Annotated in this window: 18 protein-coding genes; 6 read left to right on the top strand and 12 right to left on the bottom strand. The window is 48.0% G+C overall.

Annotated elements, in window-relative coordinates:
- Nucleotides 1-10: 10 nt before the first annotated feature.
- Together FSB84_RS22365 and FSB84_RS22360 are read right to left on the bottom strand one after the other, a co-directional pair.
- Nucleotides 11-409, bottom strand: coding sequence for a lysozyme inhibitor LprI family protein (locus tag FSB84_RS22365; RefSeq protein WP_130540088.1), 399 nt, complete (start codon nt 407-409; stop codon nt 11-13).
- Between the two features lie 147 nt (nt 410-556).
- Nucleotides 557-1,135, bottom strand: coding sequence for a pentapeptide repeat-containing protein (locus FSB84_RS22360; protein WP_130540087.1), 579 nt, complete (start codon nt 1,133-1,135; stop codon nt 557-559).
- Nucleotides 1,136-1,299: 164 nt separating this feature from the next.
- Between FSB84_RS22360 and FSB84_RS22355 the strand changes: the two genes are divergently transcribed.
- The 5 genes from FSB84_RS22355 to FSB84_RS22335 all read left to right on the top strand — a co-directional run bounded on the left by FSB84_RS22355 (nt 1,300) and on the right by FSB84_RS22335 (nt 5,835).
- Nucleotides 1,300-1,854, top strand: coding sequence for a dihydrofolate reductase family protein (locus FSB84_RS22355; protein ID WP_130540086.1), 555 nt, complete (start codon nt 1,300-1,302; stop codon nt 1,852-1,854).
- A 182-nt stretch (nt 1,855-2,036) separates the two neighbouring features.
- The gene (locus FSB84_RS22350) at nt 2,037-4,157 is read left to right on the top strand and encodes a zinc-dependent metalloprotease (RefSeq protein ID WP_130540085.1); all 2,121 of its coding nucleotides are present in this window, start codon (nt 2,037-2,039) and stop codon (nt 4,155-4,157) included.
- 150 nt (nt 4,158-4,307) lie between these two features.
- A complete protein-coding gene (locus FSB84_RS22345) occupies nt 4,308-4,763 on the top strand; it encodes a hypothetical protein (RefSeq protein WP_130540084.1) in 456 nt (151 codons plus the stop codon).
- 61 nt (nt 4,764-4,824) lie between these two features.
- Nucleotides 4,825-5,274, top strand: coding sequence for a GNAT family N-acetyltransferase (locus tag FSB84_RS22340; protein WP_130540083.1), 450 nt, complete (start codon nt 4,825-4,827; stop codon nt 5,272-5,274).
- A gap of 63 nt (nt 5,275-5,337) precedes the next feature.
- Nucleotides 5,338-5,835, top strand: a complete 498-nt coding sequence (locus FSB84_RS22335) for a MarR family winged helix-turn-helix transcriptional regulator (protein ID WP_130540082.1) — start codon at nt 5,338-5,340, stop codon at nt 5,833-5,835.
- 61 nt (nt 5,836-5,896) lie between these two features.
- On the opposite strand, the gene FSB84_RS22330 is transcribed toward FSB84_RS22335, so the two are convergent.
- The 5 genes from FSB84_RS22330 to FSB84_RS22310 form a co-directional block, all read right to left on the bottom strand.
- On the bottom strand, nt 5,897-6,397 hold the full coding sequence (locus tag FSB84_RS22330; protein WP_130540081.1) for a GNAT family N-acetyltransferase: 501 nt from the start codon (nt 6,395-6,397) through the stop codon (nt 5,897-5,899).
- Between the two features lie 93 nt (nt 6,398-6,490).
- Nucleotides 6,491-9,001, bottom strand: a complete 2,511-nt coding sequence (locus FSB84_RS22325) for a mechanosensitive ion channel domain-containing protein (RefSeq protein WP_130540080.1) — start codon at nt 8,999-9,001, stop codon at nt 6,491-6,493.
- A 48-nt stretch (nt 9,002-9,049) separates the two neighbouring features.
- On the bottom strand, nt 9,050-11,326 hold the full coding sequence (locus FSB84_RS22320) for a serine hydrolase (protein ID WP_130540079.1): 2,277 nt from the start codon (nt 11,324-11,326) through the stop codon (nt 9,050-9,052).
- A 127-nt stretch (nt 11,327-11,453) separates the two neighbouring features.
- On the bottom strand, nt 11,454-12,464 hold the full coding sequence (locus tag FSB84_RS22315) for a dipeptide epimerase (protein WP_130540078.1): 1,011 nt from the start codon (nt 12,462-12,464) through the stop codon (nt 11,454-11,456).
- Nucleotides 12,465-12,478: 14 nt separating this feature from the next.
- Complete coding sequence (locus tag FSB84_RS22310; RefSeq protein WP_130540077.1) at nt 12,479-15,172, bottom strand: 4-alpha-glucanotransferase; 2,694 nt, start codon at nt 15,170-15,172, stop codon at nt 12,479-12,481.
- A 318-nt stretch (nt 15,173-15,490) separates the two neighbouring features.
- Here FSB84_RS22310 and FSB84_RS30840 point away from each other — a divergent pair, with 318 nt between their 5' ends.
- Nucleotides 15,491-15,646 carry a hypothetical protein gene (locus FSB84_RS30840; protein WP_165434889.1) on the top strand — a complete coding sequence of 52 codons (156 nt, stop codon included), beginning with the start codon at nt 15,491-15,493 and terminating at the stop codon, nt 15,644-15,646.
- An 83-nt stretch (nt 15,647-15,729) separates the two neighbouring features.
- On the opposite strand, the gene FSB84_RS22305 is transcribed toward FSB84_RS30840, so the two are convergent.
- The 5 genes from FSB84_RS22305 to hutI all read right to left on the bottom strand — a co-directional run bounded on the left by FSB84_RS22305 (nt 15,730) and on the right by hutI (nt 22,916).
- Entirely contained in the window at nt 15,730-16,893 is a 1,164-nt protein-coding gene (locus FSB84_RS22305) for a L,D-transpeptidase family protein (RefSeq protein WP_130540076.1), read from the bottom strand.
- Between the two features lie 225 nt (nt 16,894-17,118).
- Nucleotides 17,119-18,249, bottom strand: coding sequence for a 4-hydroxyphenylpyruvate dioxygenase (gene hppD / locus FSB84_RS22300; protein WP_130540075.1), 1,131 nt, complete (start codon nt 18,247-18,249; stop codon nt 17,119-17,121).
- A 321-nt stretch (nt 18,250-18,570) separates the two neighbouring features.
- On the bottom strand, nt 18,571-19,611 hold the full coding sequence (locus FSB84_RS22295; RefSeq protein WP_130540074.1) for a formimidoylglutamase: 1,041 nt from the start codon (nt 19,609-19,611) through the stop codon (nt 18,571-18,573).
- A gap of 27 nt (nt 19,612-19,638) precedes the next feature.
- A complete protein-coding gene (locus FSB84_RS22290) occupies nt 19,639-21,657 on the bottom strand; it encodes a site-specific recombinase (protein WP_130540073.1) in 2,019 nt (672 codons plus the stop codon).
- 14 nt (nt 21,658-21,671) lie between these two features.
- Nucleotides 21,672-22,916 carry an imidazolonepropionase gene (hutI, locus tag FSB84_RS22285; RefSeq protein ID WP_130540072.1) on the bottom strand — a complete coding sequence of 415 codons (1,245 nt, stop codon included), beginning with the start codon at nt 22,914-22,916 and terminating at the stop codon, nt 21,672-21,674.
- Between the last annotated feature and the right edge of the window lie 38 nt (nt 22,917-22,954).

The raw sequence follows: 22,954 nt of genomic DNA, 5'->3' as shown, positions 1-22,954 counted from the left end.
GGAGAATGGACTATTGTTTCGTTTTCACGGAGCCGCTGCAGGTATCCCCTTCTTCGATACCATCCAGCCAGACCTGTAAAGTTTTGGTCCTTTGGCGCGTCAGCTCTGCTTTGTACCCACTCCAGCACATTGGGAATACGCTGCCATAACCCGCCTGTTTGCTTTTGGGATATTTCACCAGCATTTCCGCATCACGGAATTTGATCCAGAGCTGCTGTGAGGCTTTCAGGCTTTTGAGGAAATCCGTCTGTCCCTTGTATTCCTGCTGGATCTTCTGGTACACCTGGTTCAATTCCTTGTCGGCCTGTTTGAAATCATCACCTGAGCTTTGATTCATCCCGGACTGCGATTGGGCATAACAAATTGAAAAGAAGAATACAAGAATAATGGAAATGGATGTGCGCTTCATGGCTGTCTGATTTAATGGTTACTGAAATATAAGTATTTTTTCGCTTATATGTTCGTGGTGAGATCAGGACAAGCTGAATTTATGAGCCCTCACGGATAACTGCCAGGGATATACGCAGAAATTGTTTTGGGGACGATGGAGCGGAGGTTATTTCTGTATGATCTTAATATCGTATTTCACCAGCAATCCCGCCAGTTCATACAAATGGAAAATGGCTTTTTTGATCCTGTTCCTTTCCGGATCGATAGTGAAGTTGGTGGCGCCGGTCAGATCGGCTTTTTCAAGATTGGTATTATTGAAGCTGGCATTCAGCAGATCGCAGGCGATAAATTTCGATTCTGACAGGTCTGCATCGGTAAGGTCTATTTCATGCAGCTGGCAATGTTCGAAGAAGGTCTTTTTGATCTTAACACCGTAGAAAGAACAGTGATTGAGCACGGAATGATGGAAGGAGAAAGCCAGCCCGAATTCGCTGCATTGCTCAAAATGCAGTCCCAGCATCTTACACTCTTTGAATTTCACACCCTGGAATCCCGTTCTTACCAATTTGGCCAGGCTCAGGTTGCAGCCTGTAAAATCGCAATCGATAAAAAGTATCCCGGAGAGATCGGTTTCCGAGAAGTTGCAGTTCTTAAAGCTGCAGGCTTCATATTCACCTTTGCTCAATGGTGTTTCCCGGTAATTGATCTTCTCGAAGGTCTCATCTTCAAAGTAGCGTTTTTCCATGCAGCAAATTTGCAGCAGAATTCTTATTGTTGATGGAATTTTTATTGATCTGCTGCAAACGCAATGGTATCAGCCTCCCCGGCCTGATGATTTTTTTGACGGGATCGGCACTGCATGGGATATCAGTTGGTTCGTAATTTTATGTAAAACATAAAACTTCCCATATGCGCTCGATCATCGTTTGCAACTGGCTTTCCCTGGATGGGTTCATTGCAGGCCCGAAGGGGGAAACTGACTGGTTTTCCTGGAGTGATGAAATTGCTGTTTTCTACAAACAGATTCACTCAACAGTGGATACGATACTCTTCGGCAGAAAGACCTATGAGATTATGGCAGCATACTGGCCAACTGCACAATCTGCTGCTGAGGACCCTTCCATTATCGCACACATGAATGAATCGAAGAAGATCGTCTATTCAGAAACGTTAGCAACCACAAACTGGAATAATACTGAGGTAGAAAAAGAAATCGATCCTGCAGCGGTAAAGGAATTGAAAGAGCAGCCCGGGAAGGACATCATTGTGTATGGAAGTGGCAGCGTTGTTGGCAGATTGATCAGTTTAAACCTGGTGGACCATTTCTATATCATGATCTCTCCGATCCTGCTCGGCAATGGCAAACAACTGGCAGCCGGGCTGGACCATTTTGTAAAACTGAACAAACCTGAAGTATTTCCCTTTGCAGCGGGAGGTGTTTTGCTGAAATATTCCATATCCTGATCAAGTGAATGCCAGCAATAATAAAGTGATAATCCCGCAATAATCAGCGGCGCAACCGCTGAATGAAACATAAAATCAAACCGAACTGATACTTTTTGCTTTAAATCAACGTTGTAAAGGGGTGATAAAGGTGGTTTTGATACAGCAGACAGGAAAACCCTCAATACCCGATCTAACCCTTTATGAGAACCCGAACCCAGCCCTATTGGTCATTGCTCTGTACCCTTTTGATTCTCTTTTTCCATTTTATCGTTCATGCCCAGCCGAAATGTGGATTTGATCAGGTCCATCAGCGGCATCTGATTCAATCCCCGGATTACAAAGAACAAACCTCGCAAAACGATCAGCGTATCCGTCATTGGCTGCAGGAAAAGCAGGCTGCTGCCAGAGTTGCAACGGATGGCCGCGTGGCCAATGGTTCAGAAACCATTTATGAAATCCCCGTTGTGATCCATGTAATGCATACCGGAGGATCAGTAGGCACGCAGTATAATCCCGGCGATGCACAGCTGACCGGTATGATCGATTATCTTAACCAGTCGTTCCAGGCCACCTGGGCCGCATACTCAGGCCCGTCTGCGGGAGGTACCAGAGTTCCCTTCCGTTTTGTGCTGGCGCAACGCGCACCGGATTGCACGCCCACTACGGGGATTGTGCGGGTAAATGCGAGCTCCGTTCCTGATTATCCGGCTTTTGGTATCAGAGTTGCGTCTACCACCGGCGCTCCGGAGCAGGAACTGAAAGCTATGAGCATCTGGCCTTCCAACCAATATTACAATATCTGGATCGTGAACAGAATTGAAGGGAAAGATGGTTATGCAGGAACTGTAGGCCCTTTCATTGCCGGTTATGCGTATTTTCCCGGAGCACATGCAAATCGCGATGGCACAGTGATGCTGGCTTCGCAGGCTGTTGCAGGACAATCAACCCTGCCGCATGAAATGGGACATGCATTCAATCTCTATCATACATTTCAGGACGCTGATGGCATCGATTGCCCTACCAACGGGGATTGCAGCCAGGAAGGCGACCGGGTCTGCGATACAGATCCTACCAATGAAGAAGCTTTCTTTACATGCCCTTCGGCGATTGCCATCAACCCCTGCACAGGCACTCCATGGAACGGACAACAATTCAATTTCATGCATTACACTTCCTGCGCCGACCAGCGGTTCACACCAGGGCAACGAGACAGGATGATCGCTTCCGTAAATACCGTTCGTGTTGGACTGCTTACATCTGCGGCACTAAGGCCCCCGCCTGCATTACTGGTCAGGCCAGCCGCCTGTGAGCCAACCTCCATCACGTTCTTCGAGAACCCCTTTGATATGGGGCCGGTAAGAATCCAATTCAATACGCTGGATGATTCCTCACTCTCGTATTCAAGGGACTACCTTTTCTATCAGGACAATACCTGTAACCTGGGCACTTCCGTGCTGGAGGGACAAACCTATGACCTGCAATTGAGCACCAGGACCAATATGCAGGTGGCAAAGGCCTGGATAGATTTCAACGATAACGGCAATTTTGAAGCAGAAGAGCAAATAATGGAATCCTATACACCCGCTTCGGGATTGACTGATAACATGTATACACATACGCAGCCGGTAACCATTCCCGCCGCCGCAGTATTGAACAGGCCGCTGCGATTGAGGGTGCTGGCTGATTTCATCAACAACTACCCTATTCTTTCCTGCGACGGACAGATGTATGGGCAAACAGAAGATTATAGCCTGACCATCCTGCCTGCAGGTGTATTGCCTGTAAAACTTTTCGACGAACGCATAGCGATGGAAAACGGATCGATCCAGTTCTCTTTCAAAGCCGGTGATGAAAATAACGTGAAGCACTATACGCTACAACGAGCAGCGGGCGCCGGAAAAGTATTTTCGAATGTGCAGGAGACCGGTCCCGGGCCCTCACTGCAATCTGCAAACGAATATACCATTACCGATGATCTTCCGGGCGATGCCGTCTGGTACCGTATACTGGCCACACAACAAGATGGCAGCCAATACTACTCCCGGATCCTCGGCAAACCTTCAGGAAATGTTCAAAACAAAGAACAGGTAAGGATCTTTCCGAATCCTTCCAGAGGAGATTTCAATGTGTTCTTGCCACTCCCACCCGGCTTACCGGTCAGGCTGGAACTTTCAGATACACAGGGACGGCGTGTATGGACCGGCAAACGCTCAATGGAAACAGGTATCACCATCAAAAGCGGCCTCCCTGCCGGAATGTATTACCTGACCATTATTGCAGGACAAGCGCGCTGGAACAAAAAGATCATCATTACCCAATAACGGAAATGCAAAAAAACATAGCCCGGTATGGTTGAACCTGCCGGGCTTTTTTGTGGCATACCCGCGCCAATTTGCACCCGCAGGAATGCCTTCTTTGTTGTTTCTGCAACTGGCATAACTATTGAACCCTGCATCTTAAATCAAGCAGCAATGAAGCAGGAAAAATCAACCATTGAAAGCCGCATCAAAGCATTCTTTACTGCCTACGAAAAACGCTATGCAGACGCTCTTGCCGGGAGCATCGATGTTGAAGCAACCGCTGCAGCATTTGCGGAAGAGTTCATTGAAGCCAATCCCTTCGGTGTGCATGCAGGCAGGAACGATGAAGAGCTCAGGAAAGTAATTCCAAAGGGTATGGAATTCTACCGGGAGATCGGCACCAAATCCATGGAAGTGGGAAACCTGTCCATCACCACACTGGACCCGCTTCACTACCTGGCCAAAGTGCATTGGCGCGCCACCTACAGGCAAAAGGACAAGGATGATCTGTTGATCGAATTCGATGTGATCTATTTTCTGCAGGATATTGGTCAGAAGCTGAAAATCTTCGCCTATATCACAGGCGATGAACGTGGCGTGATGAAAGAACATGGGCTGATCGATTGAAAGATCGATCTGTCCGGTTTTCTGTAATTTTAGTAGCAGAAAATCTACTAAGGCAACTCTTATGGTACATCTTCAAAGAACTGATTCCTCGCATCCCGATTTCATAGCACTCATCCGGCTATTGGATCTGGACCTCGCCGGAAGGGATGGTAAAGACACTGCATTTTATTCCCGGTACAACAAGATCGCAGCTATCAAACACGCGATCGTGGCTTATTACAACGGAGATGCTGTTGCCAGCGGGGCTATCAGGGAATACCAGCCTGGTGTTATGGAAGTAAAAAGAATGTTCACCGTTCCTGATTTGCGTGGCAAAGGCCTGGCATCGAAAGTGCTGGCAGAACTGGAAGGATGGGCAAAGGAACTCGGCTATACGAAACTGATACTCGAAACAGGAAAGCGCAACACGGAAGCAGTGAGCCTTTATCTGGCCAAAGGGTACCAGGTAACGCCAAACTATGAGCCTTATGTGGGCGTAGACAATAGTGTTTGTTTCGTGAAACTCCTGTAACACAGTGGAATCAGGTTTGTAGAAATGTAGTTAGCTACGTATATTTGGCAAAACCGGATGCAAATGAATATTATCGATAATGCAGGTGTGCTGGCCATTTCAACACGACTTCAACGGCTGGCCGAGCAGCTCCGGAAAGACGGATTGCTGATCTACAAAGACCATGGTATCGATTTCGAACCGAAATGGTTCCCGGTTATCTATGTGTTGCACAACAAGGGTATACTGAGCGTTGTGGAAATTGCCATGGAAATCGGATATACCCATCCCAGCACCATCACCCTGCTGAAGGAACTGGAAAAACAAAAAATGATCCGGTCTGGAAAAGATAAAACAGATGAACGGAAGCGGCTGATCCAGCTGACCGAAAAAGGAAAAGAGCTGGTAGGTAAAATGGGACCTGTCTGGAACCTGATGGTCAAAACCATCACGGAGATCACCAACACAAAGAACAACCTCATGCGTGCACTGGATGAAGTGGAAGCTGCGCTGCGAAAGAAAGGTTTTGCTGAGAGAGCCCTGGAAGAAAAAGCATCCGGCACAAAAAAGAAAAAAGCCTGAATGAAGAGCGAATTATGATCTCCGCTTCCTTTTCAGACCTTTCCTGTCCATTTTTAAGCGCCTATTTTTCTGAACAACTGAACTGGTAAAAGATATGGTCTACCGCCATTCTTGGGAAATAAGATGGCAGGAGGTTCACCTCCACTCTTGTAAATCCATTCTTTTCATAAAATCTCTGGGCGGCTTTCAGCGCATCTACCGTACCAAGGTAGATATGATGAATACGTTTGTCCGCACAGTAAGCAAACAATGTGTCGAGCAAAGATTGTGCGATGCCGTTTTCTTTTCCCCTGTATTCTTTCTTTACGAACATCTTCCGGATAGCGCCGCTGTTGTGGCCGATATTCAGTAATGCGATGGTGCCCACCAGTTCGCCGTGGTGGAATGCTCCCCAGAACGCTCCGCCATCCCTGTAATAGAATTCATCGATGTTCAGCAGATCTGGTTGCGCCTCCAGGGTAACGGGCACATTGAATTCGATCTGCTGGATAGGCAATATCAGGTCCACAGCCTGTTTGCCGTGTTGGTTGTGGATTTGTTCAATAGTGAATTTCGTCTGCATGACCTGTTTTCTTATTTATGTCCAAAGATACGTAGTTAACTACATAAAATATGAAATTTATGATAACAGGTTCCTGGAAAACAGAACGGATTATTACCCGCCGGAGGGCGATCCCTTATCTTGTTTATTGTCAGGGTGATTGTAAATGTGCAGGTCGCGCTGCGGGAATGGTATCACTATCCCTTTCTGATCGAACAATGCAAGGACCTGCCCTATCACTTCACTTTTGATAGACAGGTATTCCCTGGGATGAGGTGTCCAGAAAATCAGTTTGAGATCGATGGAACTATCGTTGAAAGCTTCTGCAAATGCTACCGGCGTCGGTGTGCTCAATACCCGCTTGTTGGCTTGCAACAGTTCATTGATCTGTGGCAGCAATGCATTCACATCGGTACCATAAGCCACACCTACCAACAGGTCTATACGGCGCAGTCCCATGCCCTGTGACCAGTTGACGAGATTGCCGTTCAGGAGATCGCCATTGGGGATGATCACACTGGAACCATCAATTGAAGTGACCACACTGCTGCGGAAACCGATGGACCTGATAGTGCCGGTCTTTCCCGCTACTTCAATAAGATCGCCTACATTCACGGGTTTTTCGAATGCCAGTATCAGTCCGCTCACCAGGTTGCTCACCAGCGCCTGCAGGCCAAGTCCAACACCTACGCCCAGCGCGCCCAGAATGATGGTGATCCTGTCTAGCGGCATTCCGGCGGCTGCAACGGCCAGGAACAGGCCCATGCTGATGATGGCGATACGTACCAGCAGGATCCAGCTTCCCAGGCCGATGCGGCGTTGATCGGCGGAAGATGAATGTACAGGGATCTTGTCTGATGCAAAGTAGGAAACTACGCGGGAGACGATGGCAGCAATGAAGAGTATACCAAAGAAAAGCACTATGCCTTTGATGCTGAAACTGTATTGCCCGATCGTCCTTTCCGTGAACAGGAAGTCCTGGATGGGATCGGCAATCAGTTTGAATGCGTAGAAATTCCTGCCGAAGATGATGAACCATCCGGTTACCAGGAAAATATAGAAAATACCCGGCGCCTGTTTGCCTACACGCTCGAAATTGATATAGAAAGATTTTTTTTCCGGTCGCTTGTAAATCTCTGATGCCAGCATCAGGGTTTCATTCACCAGTCTTACAACCCAAAGGAAAGTAATAGCTATTATCACGTTCACAAAGCCGCTTACATAAAGGGTTTTGGCATAATTGTACCTGCCTGAGAGATTGAACAGCGTAGCTGCAAACTCCAATACCACCACAAATGCAATGAACCAGAGGATATGTTTTTCGCGAAGCTCTGAACGGCGGCCGCGCAGCAGCACCATCAAACCATAGATCACACCCAGCAAGGAAAATGTAAAAATGTAATAACGCTCGATGCGTGATGCCTGCAGTATGAGATTATCGAAACTGGCAAACAGGAATTGTGCAAACATCATCAGCCACACGATCATCCAGTAACGGGTAATGAAGCCGCGGAAGATGATGGTAAGGCTGATAGCTGCTGGCACCCAGAAAATGCAGCAGAAGATAAAAGGAGGATCAGGGAACATGAACTGGAAAATGCTGAACACAATAGTGAGTGCAGACAGGAACGGATATCGCAGCGCCAGTCTTCCATGATGATTTTCCGGTGCTGAATTTTCTTCTGCCAGTTTCTTCTTCAGGGAATTGAGAAAAAAAGTTGCTGCTATCAACAGCAGGCCCAGCAAAACCAATCTTCCCCAATGGTTTTGCGCATAGAACCAAAAAGCAAGCTGGTTCTTTTCTCTGGAGAATTTGAGAATCTCCCCGATCGGCCGGCTGCTTTTTATTTCACCCCAGAGATTGGAGAACTCGCGGTTGAGTGTGTGATCAGACAGTTCCCTGTGATAAGTATTGATCTCTTCCAATGAAGCGCTGATGCGGCTTTGCAGGAGATTGGTCCTTGCCTGCAAAGCCCTTGCATGAAATAATGCCTGGGTGAGATTACTGTCGGCCGGACCAACCTGTTTACTGAGCATGATCAGCGTGGCCAGGTACTGCATGAGTGTGGCCGAATCGCTGGAAAAATAGTACAGCAGGGAATCTGAGTTCAGGGAATCCAGCCGCAGTCTGAAATTGTTCAGCTCATGTTCGTATTTGTCTATCGACAGTTTGCGGCCTTCTGTTTTTCTGAGCAGCTCATTCAGAAGAATGCCCGAGGTGGTGAGGTTCCTATGGGATTGTGCCGAGCCTTTGTTCTCGAAGATGCCATCGCGGCCGATCTGGAACCAATGTTCGAGGCGGCTGAGCTCGGCATTGATGGCATTGGTATCCGGCGCACGGTTGAGAAAAGTTTTTGCGTGGAGAAGGGTTGTTTTGAAGTCCTGGGTGAGGGCTTCCTGCCGGAGGGCCATCTTTCCCTCCTGGTATTTTTGTATGCTGACTGCACGGTCTTTGTTCGTTGCCTGGCGCAACAGCTTAACCAGGGAATCTGTATCGATATGTCTGGAACTGTCGGGAATTTGCTGCGCTGAAATGGAAAAACAAAATAATGTAAGCAATGCAGTCAGCAGAACTGCTGCATGTCTGTTCCGTTGCAGGGACCAACAAACCATTAATGTGCTCATATGTATGAATATACAAATATTTCCTGTGCATATGAACGGGAGCAGTCACTATTGATTGAGAATATCCAGCACCAGGTCCGTGAGTTCGAAGCGGGGAAAATCCCCGTGGTTGCTGAGCATCACCAGCAGGTTTTGCTGGTCTGGCTGCCTTACAAACATGGAGTAGTAACCGAAATCGGTACCCGGATGGTAAATGATCCTGTGTTTTTTCGATTGATTGAAAAGCAGCCGGTCTATCATCCATCCATAACCGTAATTAGCATCCCAGTCGCTATAATCCGCATGGGCCTGAAAACCCTCCTGGATCTTTTCCTGCGGCAGCAGTTTGTTGCTGTACAAAGCTTCGTCCCATTTTTCAAGGTCGCCGGTGGCAGACCAGATCCCTCCTGCCCCAACGGTATTGGACACGGGATAAGCGGGCTCGATCTCCTTCAGCCAGTATCCTTTTGAATTCAGCAGCGCATTGCTGAAGCCGGAGGAGCGCATATTCAGCGGCGTAAATATCTTTTCCTGCAAACGGCTGGCATATGACTGGCCTGATACTTTTTCAATAATGCCGGCCAGGATCACATAACCTGAATTGCTGTAGCGGAAACCTTTGCCACTGCTGAATTCCAGCGGATCGCTGCAGAAGTTTCTGATGATATATTCTGTACTAAGCGGGCGGCTCATCAGCTCTGCCAGGTATTCATCTTTTACCGTGTAATTGGGAATGCCGGAAGTATGTGTGAGCAATTGTTCAATCATCACATGGCCATGAACATGGCCTGGAAAGAATTTACCGATACTGTCATGCAGGCTCAGTTTCCCCTCCTGTTCCAGTTGCCTGATCAGCATACTGGTAAAGGTTTTGGTAAGCGAACCGATTCGGAACCGCGTAGAATCTGTATTGGGCCATTGTTTTCCTTCATCGGCCAGGCCATAGCTCCTTTGAAAGATGACAGCGCCTTTTTGTTTCACCAGCACCGATCCGGAAAAAGCGCCCTGCGTGTGGAAGAAACTGAACAAGGAATCCAGCTTTACCACTGGCGATGCTGGTAATTTCGCCAGGAATTTTTTAGCCTTGTTCTTCAGCACGAACGTTTGATTGTTCTGTTGGATCTGTTTGGCTGCTTCATTCGTGTTGAAGTCAGGGAGAATGGTATTGTAGTTCAGCCAGAATGTATCGTTATAACTGTTTGTCTGGAATTCTATGAATTTGTTGTTGCCGAGTTTTTCTCCGGATGCAAAATCGCCTGTATGCAAAGTGTCTGCGGCTGTAACGAGGTAGTCTACACGAATATCTGCATCGAAGTGGAATCGTTTGCCGTTGCGGTTGCTTTTGAAGCGGAGGATATGATCATTCCGCACATCAGATAAGATCCATTTGGCGCCGAATTTTTTATACCTGATCAGATGGGTTTCTTTTTTTACATCTATCTGCAGGCCAAGTATCTTCAGCAGCGCGCGGGTGGCGCCATTGCCATATTGCGCCCAGGTGATGCCTTTCGGACTGCGCTGAAACTCGAATGCGATAAAAGCCAGGGAACCTGCATCCAGCCATAGCTTCCCTTTAAGCAGGGATTGTTTGATCTCATCTTTCTGATCGAATGTGATCAGATAGGCATCGATGCCATTGTAACTTGTATTGCCTTTGAATTTGAAATCGTGTTGTTTCAATCCTTCCTTGCTCAGCAGGTCTGATGATTCCAGTTCTTTCACTATATCGTATGCGTAAAGGCTGGTTGGCGTGAGACCCAGGTCCAGTCCCTGTGAAGCCTGCTCGTCCTGGATGGAACGCATTTTGGTCAACCTGAAACGGCTCTTCTTTGCGGAAGTGTAATCAGGATTGAAAATATCGAATACGGCCTCGGAGAGCATGATATGTTGTTGTCCTTTTCTTGTGTCTACGCGATAGAATCCGTTGAGTACATGCGGCTGGTTGAAGTAATTCTGTGGTATGCGTGCAATGGCATTTCTGATCAGTTGCAGCGGGTCCGGTGGTGTTACCACCACTTCCTCCAATTGTGATACCTGTAGTTTAAGTGTGATCCGCAGGGCTGATGCAGGTTTGAAAGCGCTGAGCAAAACTTTCTGCGGCTCATAGCCCAGCATGGTGACCATGAGATGATCATCTTTGGGAACAGCGGGAATATAGAGTGCGAAACTTCCGGATTGATTGGTGATGGTGCCGAGTCCATCCTTTACCAGTGATATGCTGGCGTAAGGAACAGGTTTGCCATCTTCCGCAAATACTGCTCCCTGAAGCAATAGCTTATTGTCCTGGGCAAAAATGTAATTGACGAAAAATAGAAAAAAGGAAAAAGCTACAGCTTTGGCGGACATTCTTTTTTCTAAATATAAAGGCTGAAGTTCAAAGCTTTTGTTAAACACAAGGAGTGGCAGTTGCTCGTCTCCCGGCGAGTGACTTTTATTTGTTCGCCGGGAGGCGGGCTAGTGGGCGCTGCGTATTTTATTTCAACTTAATGCCGAGGCCAAATTCTTCTGAAACGGATACACGCCCTGCTTCATAAGTGAGACCAGTTGCAATGTCTTCTGATAAGAGCAATGGCCCGTCTGCATCGATATAATCCAGCATGGGACTGAGATGTGCAATAGCGGCACTGCCAACCGTACTTTCATTCATACTTCCCACCATCACTTTCATGTTCAGCGATCTTGCCTTGCTGATCATCCGTAAAGCAGGTGTTATGCCACTGCATTTGGTGAGTTTGATATTGATGCCATGGAAGTGACCAGCACATCTTTCCACATCCTGTTCCACCACACAGGCTTCATCTGCAATGAGCGGAACTTTGCTGACGGCGAATAATTTCTTCATCCCTTCCCAATTGTCTTTCGCCAATGGCTGTTCGATCATTTCCACGCCGAGGTCTGCGAGCACGGGAATCTTCTCCAGCGCTTCTTCGGTTGTCCAGCCGGCATTGGCGTCTACGCGGAAGATGGCCTCCGTGTGTTTGCGCAATGCTGTAACGATGGCAATGTCTTCAGGTGTGCCGAGTTTGATCTTGTAGATTGGCCAGGGCTTTTCTTTCATCTTCTCCACCATCTTATCGATGGTATCGATGCCGATGGTGTAGTCGGTGAGCGGCGCATTGGCCATATCGAGATTCCAGAGTTTGTAAAGCGGTTGCTGCCTGATCTTTCCGTAGATGTCCCAGGCGGCAATATCGAGCGCGCAAACGAGGAAATTATTCCGGGGATACAGATGATGCAGGTAATGCCAGTAGCGGTCCGGCTCCATGAAAGCAAACTGTTCAACGAATTTCTTCTTCCTTTCCAGGTCTTCGATCATCTTTTCTACAGTGATATTGTAGTAAGTGATGGCAGGTGCTTCGCCAAGGCCGGTAATGCCACGATGGTCCAGTGTTACGATCAGGGAAGGCTGATGTGTTTTTGTGCCTTTCGAAATGGTAAAAGGATAACGGAACGGAAGGTTCTGCGATTGATAAGTTACTTTCATGGTAATAATTGGTGCTATGCTCTCCCACTGGCTTCCACAGCCTGTTCCAGCGCTTCGTTAAATTGTTTCTCCCCGATCAGTTCCTCCAGTGTGAAATGCATGCGGTACTTCCAGTAATGGCCGGTGATAGCCGGGATATTGATTCGCTCTTCATCGGGATTATCCCTTCGAAGTTTCTCATCCATTCCCAACAGGTCCTGTAACTGGAAGATAGCCCACATGGCTGGCGCCTGCAGGTGTTGCATCACGATGGCCTTGTTGATCCAGGGCTCACAAAAATACGGAGCCTCGCCCCACTGTTCCAATTCCTGCTGAAAGAAATGTTGTGTGCGCTCATGGTCTTCTTCCCACCATCCCCTGATGGTGCTCATATCGTGAGTACTGGGTGTAACTACAGAGAGATAAGGTACTGCAGGCAGTCTGAGGAATTCACGGGCTGCTTCCTTGGGCATCCGCTGGATCTCAAGGCTCAGGATGCCGAGCTGTTTCATGGCGTCAGGAACGCAATGGGGCACCATCCCGAGATCTTCACCACAGATCAGCATATTGGTGCTGCGTTTGAGCGCAGGCAATTTTTTCATGGCCTCATCCATCCAGGTTTCATCCTGGCGATGATAGAAGTAGTTCCAGTAGAGCTCCTGCAGTTGCTGCTGCGTATAACCATCGAGGTGACGGAAGCTGGTGATCTGGTCCATCGCGATCCTGAAATGGAGGCCCTCCCTGTTGGAGCCGGGATGTTCAAAGAAGATCACATTGGAGATAAGATCATAAAGCCCCTGTTTGATATGGAGATTGTCTTCCGATGCTTCACGGTTGCTGAAATGGTCCTGCACCTGTTTTTGTGTGCTGAATTCCGGCAGCAGTTCATAACGGCCTTCACCTGATGGACGAAGGAATGCGCGGATCTTTTCATGGTTTGGTCCAAACAGTTCCCAGAGTACAGTATCGGTGATATATGGCTTGCAATAACGGTTATAGTCAAACGCTATATTACGCTGGTATAATTCGCTCACCATTACGGGCAATGCTGGAGAGAAAGTGCCCATGATACCTTCCACGGCATGCACGGGAATGCTCCAGATGCGGAAGAAGCCGAGGATATGATCGATGCGGAAAGCGTCGAAGTAATTGCCCATCTGTACAAAGCGACGATGCCACCATTCAAAACCATCGCCTGCCATGTGCGCCCAGTTGTAGGTGGGGAATCCCCAGTTCTGACCTTTTACGGCAAAATCATCCGGTGGTGCGCCGGCCTGCTGGTCCATATGATAGAGCTCGGGCTCCATCCAGGCATCGCAGCCATAGCGGTATACGCCGATGGGAATATCGCCTTTGAGGATCACGCCATGTTTGTGTGCGTATTCCGCTGCATCTTTCAGTTGCAGGTGCAGGTGATACTGTGTGAAATAATGAATGGCCACCTGGTCGAAATGTTTGGCGGATGGCGACACCAGTTTTTGAATGGCGGTCTTATCGTAAGCGCTATGAGTTTTCCACTGGTTGAAATCGACAGTCTTGTTCTTGTCGCGCAGGTAAGAGAAGGCGGCATAGGGAACAAGCCAATGCTCATTGTCTTTGAAGAAAGCGATATAGTCTTCGTTCTGCAACCATTCTTCCTTCTGTACGGCGTACAGTTCGCGGATGGTGCCCAGCTTGTATTTCATCACTTCTTCATAATCCATATCCGGCAGTGCATTGAGCTCCTGTTGTTTTTTCTTCAGCGGCTTGATGATGTCTGCGTATTTTTTTCCGGCTACAGCGGACAGATTCAGATAGAGCGGATGCAATGCAAAGGCGGAAATAGCAGCATACGGATAGGTATCGATCCAGGTATGTGTTGCGATGGTATCATTCACGGGAAGGATCTGGACCAGTTTCAATCCGCATCTGGAAGCCCAGTCCGCCAGCAGCTTCAGGTCAGTGAACTCGCCGGTGCCGAAAGAATTTTTGCTGCGCAGGCTGAACACGGGAACGGAAACGCCTGCTCCTTTCCAGTTGTTGTTGGGGATATGTACAAATCCATCATGTACCTGCGTGAGCTGGTAATTATGCGCATCTCCGAAGAGCGAACGGTTCTCCCCTGCTTCGAATAGTACAAAATGATCTTCTTTGGTATTGTAGACACCGTATTTGTAATGGAGCGGGAACTCATCTTTCGAAATATCAAGCTTGAGTGTCCACCAGCCATTCTCCGGTGAAAGCAGCAATGATTTTTTCTCATCCCATTCACCGGTAGTGATGCTGCTTCCGGTAATGCAGATCACTTCGTTCTTTTTCAACAAGGGGGCTTTCACTTTGAAAACATGACTGAAGTGTTTCGGCCATTTGCCTTGCTTCTTCGGTTTGTTGCCTGACAGCAATACATTTTGAAAAGGCGCGGTATAGAACGCATTCTCAAATTCGCCTGCATGGTTCCAGGTGTCTACCACCTGTACTTCTTCCAGTTGTGCAGAATGGATTTCCAGGGCACGGTCTTCTCCCCATTCCATTACATGGTGGCCATCATCGTTGAGCAGGATGTATTTGTATCGGAGGGATGAATGTTTCTGCAAAGGGATCTCAATGGTCCCATGCCAGAATTCATCATTCAGGTAAGTGAGTTGAAAGGCATTCGCAATCGTGTCATTTCCCAGTGCTTCGGCATTTCCCGTTACTGCCAGTTGTTGTCCGAAACGGGTATGGAAGCGAATATAAAAGTGAATCTTCATCAATGCATTTTTTTCACGGCAGACATCGTTTTAAAAGGAAATATGTATCCTCCGGAACTTGTCCACTCAGCGAATTTATTACAAAGTGTAATAATTACACAATATAGTTTTTAAGGATTCCCGGTCAGGGATTTTCAGGACTAAGGTTTTGTCAGGTACAGGGGGCGCCGGAGTTGAAAACGGACCTGCGCCTGGCGCGGGCATCGGCGTCACCCTGATAACGGTTTTGAACAATTTTTAGGGTGGGTATGAATGAAATTAGTCTAAAACGCGAATAATTAACGCTTTCCCCTTATTTTTGCACAAATTTTTTAGAACATGACAACGTCCGCAAAATACAGAGGCTTATACTGGTTGTTATTCTTTGTTTTCACGATCCTCTTTATCTATGCCATCATAGCAAGATGGGAGTACCTGACAATGATCCTTCCTTTCGTGTGCACGTTCTTCGTGTTGGCTATGGACATCATTTGAGTTAATTTTCAACTTCTTTATACAAATCAAATGCCCCGCCTTCCGGCAGGGCATTTGTGTTTTTCTTATGTCCTTCAAGTAAATCACTTTTCAATGAAGATCGATTGCTTGAGTTTCACTGCAACTTTCTTTTCAAGGCGGATGGCGGGAGACCAGCGGGGCATTTTCTCAAAGGCTTCTGCCAGGCGGTGATTGATCTCATCATTCCCTCCTTTCAGTACTTTCACTGCATGGGTAGCGCCTGCGCTGTCGATCACGAACTCCATCATCACATAGGTCTTTGTCTGGCCTTCTTCGAGGTGCTCACTCATTTCACTGCTCAGTTTATCGATGAATGACTGAAATTCCTGGTTGCCTCCTGGAAACACGGGCAATGTATTAACAACGCCGGCAATCTCCCCGGTATATTCTTCCACAACACGCGCCGGCCTTTTCTTCTTCACAGGTTTGGCATCTTTCTCAACAAGGGGCGGCATTTCGTTTTCCATCCGGTAGTTTCCTTTTTTGTTCACGGAAACAACGGGTATCTGCTGTGTTCTGTTGAAGTATTCGTAAACGTCTTTCAGTTCTTCGGTCATCATTTTGTATTCTGGATAATCCCTGAGGTATTTGGTGAGGTAATCCACACTTTTCTGATTATTGAACTGAATGGGAAAAATATGCACGGGAATGAAATCCTGTCCCTGTCCGCGGGCCAGCGATGCCAGCACATACAGCTCTTCTATCTGATCATCATTAACAGGAATACAACCGGTGGTAACGCAGCTGCCGTGAATATAGATATCGCCGCCGGGCTGGAGGGAATCGGAAAGTATTTTATCTGAAGCATTGGGATAGTTGAGGCCCAGGCTCAGGTGGTAATTACTTCTCGGATTGAATTCATTGATATAGTAAAGGCCTTCGGGCACCTGGAAATCGCCCATCATGCGCTTGGGGCCGAGTGTGCCGGCAAGTGCGCAGACCTTATATGTTTTGAAGAGCTGGAACTTTTCAGTGTATTCGCTTTTCACCCATACTTCAAGTTTGCTGTCGTACTTGAAGGAGCGCACATACATGAATTTGAAAGGCCATTTCAGGTTCTTCGCCTGGAACTGCTTCATCAAAGTATCTTCCTTGCGTTTCCAGGCATCGCCGGAACGGGGGAAAGATTTTTGGTATTCAACAAAGTTGAGGGAGGAAGCAGATGCCTGCGATCTTGCTGTTCCGTGGAGAAACAGGAAAGCTGCTACAATCAGAAGATATCTCATGGTTCTTAATCGCACAATTGTATAACGTTTTCAGGACCGGTATATTTTAGGAAAATGGTTGGGTCGGGTAAAATTAACAAATAAAGAAAAGCGAAGGACAACCGTTGTTGTTAACATTGTGGAAAAACAAGGCCGTTGCGCACTTCAGTGGCAACGGCCTCAATAAGTTGGAGCCATTGAAGTTGATCGTCTGCTCAACAATCAACAGCCCCGATTGAACAAAAATCAGAGATTTCCCCTAAGTTCCTGTTCGCGCTCAATGGCTTCGAAGAGAGCTTTGAAGTTCCCTTTACCGAAGCTTTTGGCGCCTTTGCGCTGTATTATCTCAAAAAAGAGGGTTGGTCTGTCTTCCACTGGCTTGGTGAAAATCTGGAGAAGATACCCTTCATTGTCGCGGTCCACCAGGATGCCGAGCTCTTTCAGCGGCTCGATATCCTCATCGATCTTCCCTACTCTTTCTTCCAGTTCATCGTAATAAGTGGTTGGCACTTTCAGGAATTCAACGCCGCGATTACGCAGGTCAGTAACGGTGGTTACGATGTCTGCAGTTGCGAGCGCCACGTGCTGACAACCTTCGCCGTCGTAGAATTCAAGGTACTCTTCCACCTGTGATTTCTTCTTACCTTCTGCAGGCTCATTGATGGGGAATTTCACAAAGCCGTTGCCATTGCTCATCACCTTGCTCATGAGTGCAGAGTATTCGGTGGAGATATCCTTATCGTCGAAGCTGAGGATATTGCGGAAGCCCATCACATCTTCATAGAAGCTTACCCATTTGTCCATCTGGTTCCAGCCTACATTTCCCACGCAGTGGTCAACATACATGAGGCCGGTTGCAGGCGGGTTGTAGATGGTGTTCCAGGCTTTGTAGCCGGGCATGAATGCGCCGGTATAATTCTTCCGTTCGATGAAAAGGTGAATGGTTTCTCCGTAAGTGTGGATACCGCTCATTACCACTTCACCAAATTCGTCTTTGCTGCGTGTGGGCTCCATATAGCTCTTTGCGCCGCGTTTGGTGGTCTCTTCCCAGCTGCTGGTGGCATCGTCCACGCGGAGTGCCAGCATTTTCACGCCATCACCGTGTTTGTAAACATGATCGGCGATCTCGTTGTTGGCGCGTAACGGTGTAGTGAAAACGAAAGTGAGTTTGTCCTGACGTACAGCATAAGATGCGCGGTCCTTCACACCAGTTTCAGGACCTGCATAGGCCAGGCTCTGGAAACCGAAAGCTGTTTTATAATAATGAGCGGCCTGTTTGGCATTGCCCACATAGAATTCTACGTAATCCGTTCCCTGTAATGGCAGGAAATCGATATTGGTTTCATTATTGGCATTAACCGCAGTAAGCGTTGACATAGCTAAATGTTTTTTTTATCTGCAATGGATGAATGGTCAGCAGGAGACCGGCAATAAATCAGTTGGTGTAAAAAGAGAAAAGTGGAACAGTTTATTGTTCCCGATGCAGTTATTATGCGGCGGGCGCTGTCATGGCAAGCGCCTCCATCAACAGACAGTAGTTGTGGCGCTTATCGTCGAAAATCTTATGCGGATAGTCTGGTCGCATGTATACACAAAGATAAAGCAAATACAGGGGTATTTCAAAGTGTAATCGCAGGGTGGCAGTCACTCCCGGGAGGCGAGCGACCTGGCGCAGGCCAGGCCTATTCATCAGTGCCTCTAAGCCTTCACGAAATCGCTGACCAGGTAGCTGATGAGCTTGCCGGTGGACTCGTCTTTTCTGCCATCTTCCAGGCGCGTTGCGCCTTCGCAGATATGCAGGTAGGCAGGTTTGCCGCTTGCTGCAAACAGGGAAACGTACTGGCGGGCATGCAGCGAATTCAGTCCGGCAGGCGTTGTTGCGCTGGACAATACACCTTCGATGCTGTCCAGGTCCAGCTCCACTCCTGTTGGCTGATCATCCATGAAGTCAAGTGCATCGGTGATCGACTGTACGAATGTTCTTTTTTGTCTTATGAAAATATCCTCATAGGTGACGCAATCGATGAAAGGATTGTTCACGATATCCATCCATACATTCTGCGGGAGATAGTTCTCATGGATACCAACGATACAGTATTTCTGCAGGTAGCCATCTTCTTCAGCATAACGGAATCCATTACCGCTGTGGCGTCCTTCTGCGGGCCTGTAATCGGAATGTGCATCGAGGTTCACGCAATTGATCTGCGCCAGGGGAATGATGCCAGCCTTATGCAGTCCCTTGGCAGACCCTTTCAACATCGGGTAGGCATTATTGTGACCTCCGCCGATGGCGATGGGGATTTTATTATGTGCAGTGATCACTTTCACCAATGCTTCCACTGCATCGTCGATCGCGTTCACAGCATGGCGGTAAGCAGTCAGGCTTTCTTCCTCGTTGTGTGCATTGTTTTGAATGAGCTGGTGCAAATCGCCAAAATCGAAATGTCCCAGCACCAGGATCTCATCGCCGATCAGGAAATCATTGCTCTGAATATTGAGAAAGCTGCGGAGGAATGGTTGCCAGCTGGATTCTGTGCCTCCCACACCGCTGTTCGCTTTTACACCAATGTCTTCCGGTATTCCGAACAGCACGAATTTCGCTTTGCTCTGGCTCAGGTTTGTTTCCCAGTGCTGATCTCCGGCCAGTACTTCCACACATTCGCCCAACTTGGTTTCAAAACGCCTGATCTTAGTGTATTTGAGTATTTCAGCTTTGTCGTAGAATTCGAAGTGTTTCATATGCTAATCGTTTTTCCGGAATTGAAATCAGTTATTGGTGATGCGTTTCCTGGGCCTGAAGAAATCCAGCGGATGGGTTCTGAAATATTTCCAGAGGATCTGCAGGAACTCAGGGTAATCACGCAAATGTATGCCTCTGGACCTCACGGCCACTATAAATGCCAAAGAAAAACTTACCAGGAAGTTCAGGAAGCCGATGAAGAGCACACCGATGAACACGGTAAGCAGGAAGCTGCCGTTGATACTCTCCCATCCCACTCCATATAGTCCCAGTGAAGTATTGGCGGCAGAGATGGTGATGTGACGGATATCGAAAGGTACGCCGAAGATCTTTCCGATGATGGCGGCAGTGCCCAGGAAGAAACCCAGCGAAATATTACCTACCAGGCTTCCTGCATGATGATTGAGATAGGATGCGATGTGCTGCAATCTCTTTGGTGCGAAATATAATCTCAGCACCGGATGCTCCACCAGCCTTCTTTCTATTTTTCCATAATTCATTTTGTTCTGAACGTATCCGGCAATGATGCCGCTGATGAAGAGGAACACACCGGTGTTGCAGGCGTAGAGCAGAGAAAGGCTTTGCCAGGGATGCTGGTCCTGAAGCATCTGTATCCCTTCTTCCCTGCCCACCAGCGGATGACCGAAACAGATATCGAAAAGCCAGGCCATGATATAGGTAACAGGGAATACGATGATGAGGTTACCGATGAAACTGGCCGTCTGGCTTCTGAACACTTTGGATACGGTAACTGCCAGGTTATAGAGATTCGGTTTCTCATCTTTCTTTGTATCCAGTGAGCTGGCCACAGCGCTGGCAGTGAATGCGGGTTGTTTGGTGGCGAGTGTGGATTTTGTTTCCTCGATGGCAATGAAGCCCACACTGTAATTGACGCTGTACACAAATCCCTGCCAGAAAGGGGCCAGTGGCAGATGATGCAATAATGTTTTGAGTATCGCTACAAATACAATGATCAGTCCGCCGAACATGGCGCTCACCATCATGGCCCAGTATTCTTTGGGTGATGAGGTGATGTATTTGCCGCCCTTCTTGCCTTTATGCTCGGCAATCTGGTATGCAACATATCCGGTGGTCTGTGAAAGGAATTCACGAAGACTGTTCTTGCGGTTTTCGTAGCGGACCACGGAATGGAAGAGGTCTACAAAACGCGTGGTATTGATATGTTCGTCTCCATCCACGATATCCAGCAGCAGCTCCATGCGGTTCAGCTTCTGTTCGATCTGGAAGAGGATGAATGTTTGTGAGAGACTGGTGCCTTTTTCATTGGTGCTGCTGCGGATACTATCCACCAGTAGACGTGCTTCTTTCAGTACATCCCTGATGCGGACGGACAATGATTTGATCTTTTCAACAGGCGCTTCACTGATCATCAGTTCCCTTAATTCATAGATCAGGAACTGTTGTGTTTCGAATGGATTTTCCGCCTGCATCCATTTCACATTGGTATTGGTGATGATCTCTTTCTCCCATCCGAGCTGCGCCACGCCGGCTCCGAGGATCTGCAGTGATACCATCGCCTGGTTGATGATCACTGGTTCATTGGAGCTGAGTGGTAGTTTGATGAGCTCGAAGAACTGGATCCATCTTTCGCGTGGAATGGATTCCACCCAAACATAATCGGCCTTTTTATAGAAGATGCGGTCCAGCAGGTAGAGGAAGTCGTTATGGTCCTGCAATGCAGGCAGGAACTTGTGTTTGAGTCTTGCATAGAGCTCACGGCCAACACCCCGCGAAACGGTGATGCCGCTTTCTGTGAACATGGGCACCAGGTTGCTGTTCACCAGCTGGGCGATCATGGCTGTGCGCAGCGCATTGAGCGATGCGGGAAACTGGTACAATAACCGTATGACGGTGGAAAAATTTTGATCTGTCTGTTCAGCCGTGTCCGATGGTTTCGGACGAAGTAAATTCACAAAGGATACGAGATAGTTCAATGCGCCTTCCCTGTCTCTGACCGACACTGCCGGACTATTTTCGAGGAAGGCATATACGGGGTCTGCTTTCTTTTTCTTTTTAAACGCCATGCTATCGAATTACATTAACTGATCCAGTTACCTCCAAGCATTACCCTGCTCACCAGCGGTGAACCGAATGCGTAGGGAAGATAAGATATTGACGGCACAGAACGCGTTAAAAGCAAATTAGCTTTTTTGCCAACGGTGATGCTGCCCAGCTCCTGCGATAGTTCCATTGCGAAAGCGCCGTTAATCGTAGCCGCATTGATAGCTTCTTCCGGCAACATGCGCATCTGGATGCAGCTCATTGCCAGCACCAGGTTCATATTGCCGCTGGGTGAAGAACCGGGATTGAAATCGCTGGCCAGTGCAATGGCACAGCCGGCATCAATCAGTTGACGGGCTGGCTGAAAACCCATGCGCAGGAAGAATGCAGCAGTTGGCAAGAGTGTGCCGATCGTTTTGGAAGCGGCCAGTGTTTTGATGGCGTAATCATCCATTGTTTCCAGGTGATCAACGCTCACGGCGCCAAGCGCTACGCCCACCTGCGTTCCACCGGAAAGATTCAACTGATTGGCGTGGATCTTCGGTTTAAGTCCGTATTCCATGCCTGCCCTGCAAATGGTAGCCGTTTCTTCGGGAGAGAAGAATCCCGTTTCGCAGAACACATCGATATAGTCGGCCAGTTTTTCCCTTCCGATCACTGGCAACATTTCATTGATGATCAGATCGATATATCCCTGGTGGTTCTCTCTGAATTCAGGTGGATAGGTATGTGCGCCGAGGAAAGTGGATTTGATACTGAGAGGCGATTTCTCCCTGAGCTTTTTTATCACGCGGAGCATCTTCAGTTCGCTCTCTACCGTTAATCCGTAGCCGCTTTTGATCTCTACCGCTCCTGTGCCTTGTTTGCTGATCTCATCCAGTCTTTGCCAGGCCTGATTGAAGAGTTCATCTTCGGAGGCTTCTCTTAGCTTTCCGGCGGAGTTCAGGATCCCTCCTCCCCTTGCTGCGATCTCTGCATAGCTGAGCCCCCTGATCTTGTCTACAAATTCATTTTCCCTGCTTCCTGCAAAAACGATATGTGTATGGCTGTCGCACCAGGCAGGCAGTACCAGGCCACCTTTCGCGTCCACCATTTCTTTTACGGAATTGTAACTGGAAGGCATGTTATCCATGGAGCCGTAGGCGGCAATGGTATCATCTTCCACCAGCAGCCAGCCATTTTGGATAGATGGCAGTTCTGCCAGTTCCTTTCCGTACAACAAATGGGATTCTGTACGTGTATTGACGAGTATCCTGATATTGGTAAAAATGGTGCCGGGCATGCAGGTTAATTTACCGCAAGATAATATTGTTTATTTAT

This window comes from Pseudobacter ginsenosidimutans (genome assembly GCF_007970185.1).
Classification (GTDB): domain Bacteria; phylum Bacteroidota; class Bacteroidia; order Chitinophagales; family Chitinophagaceae; genus Pseudobacter; species Pseudobacter ginsenosidimutans.
Note: the sequence above shows the minus strand (reverse complement) of the source record. Positions and strands in the feature narration are given on the sequence as shown.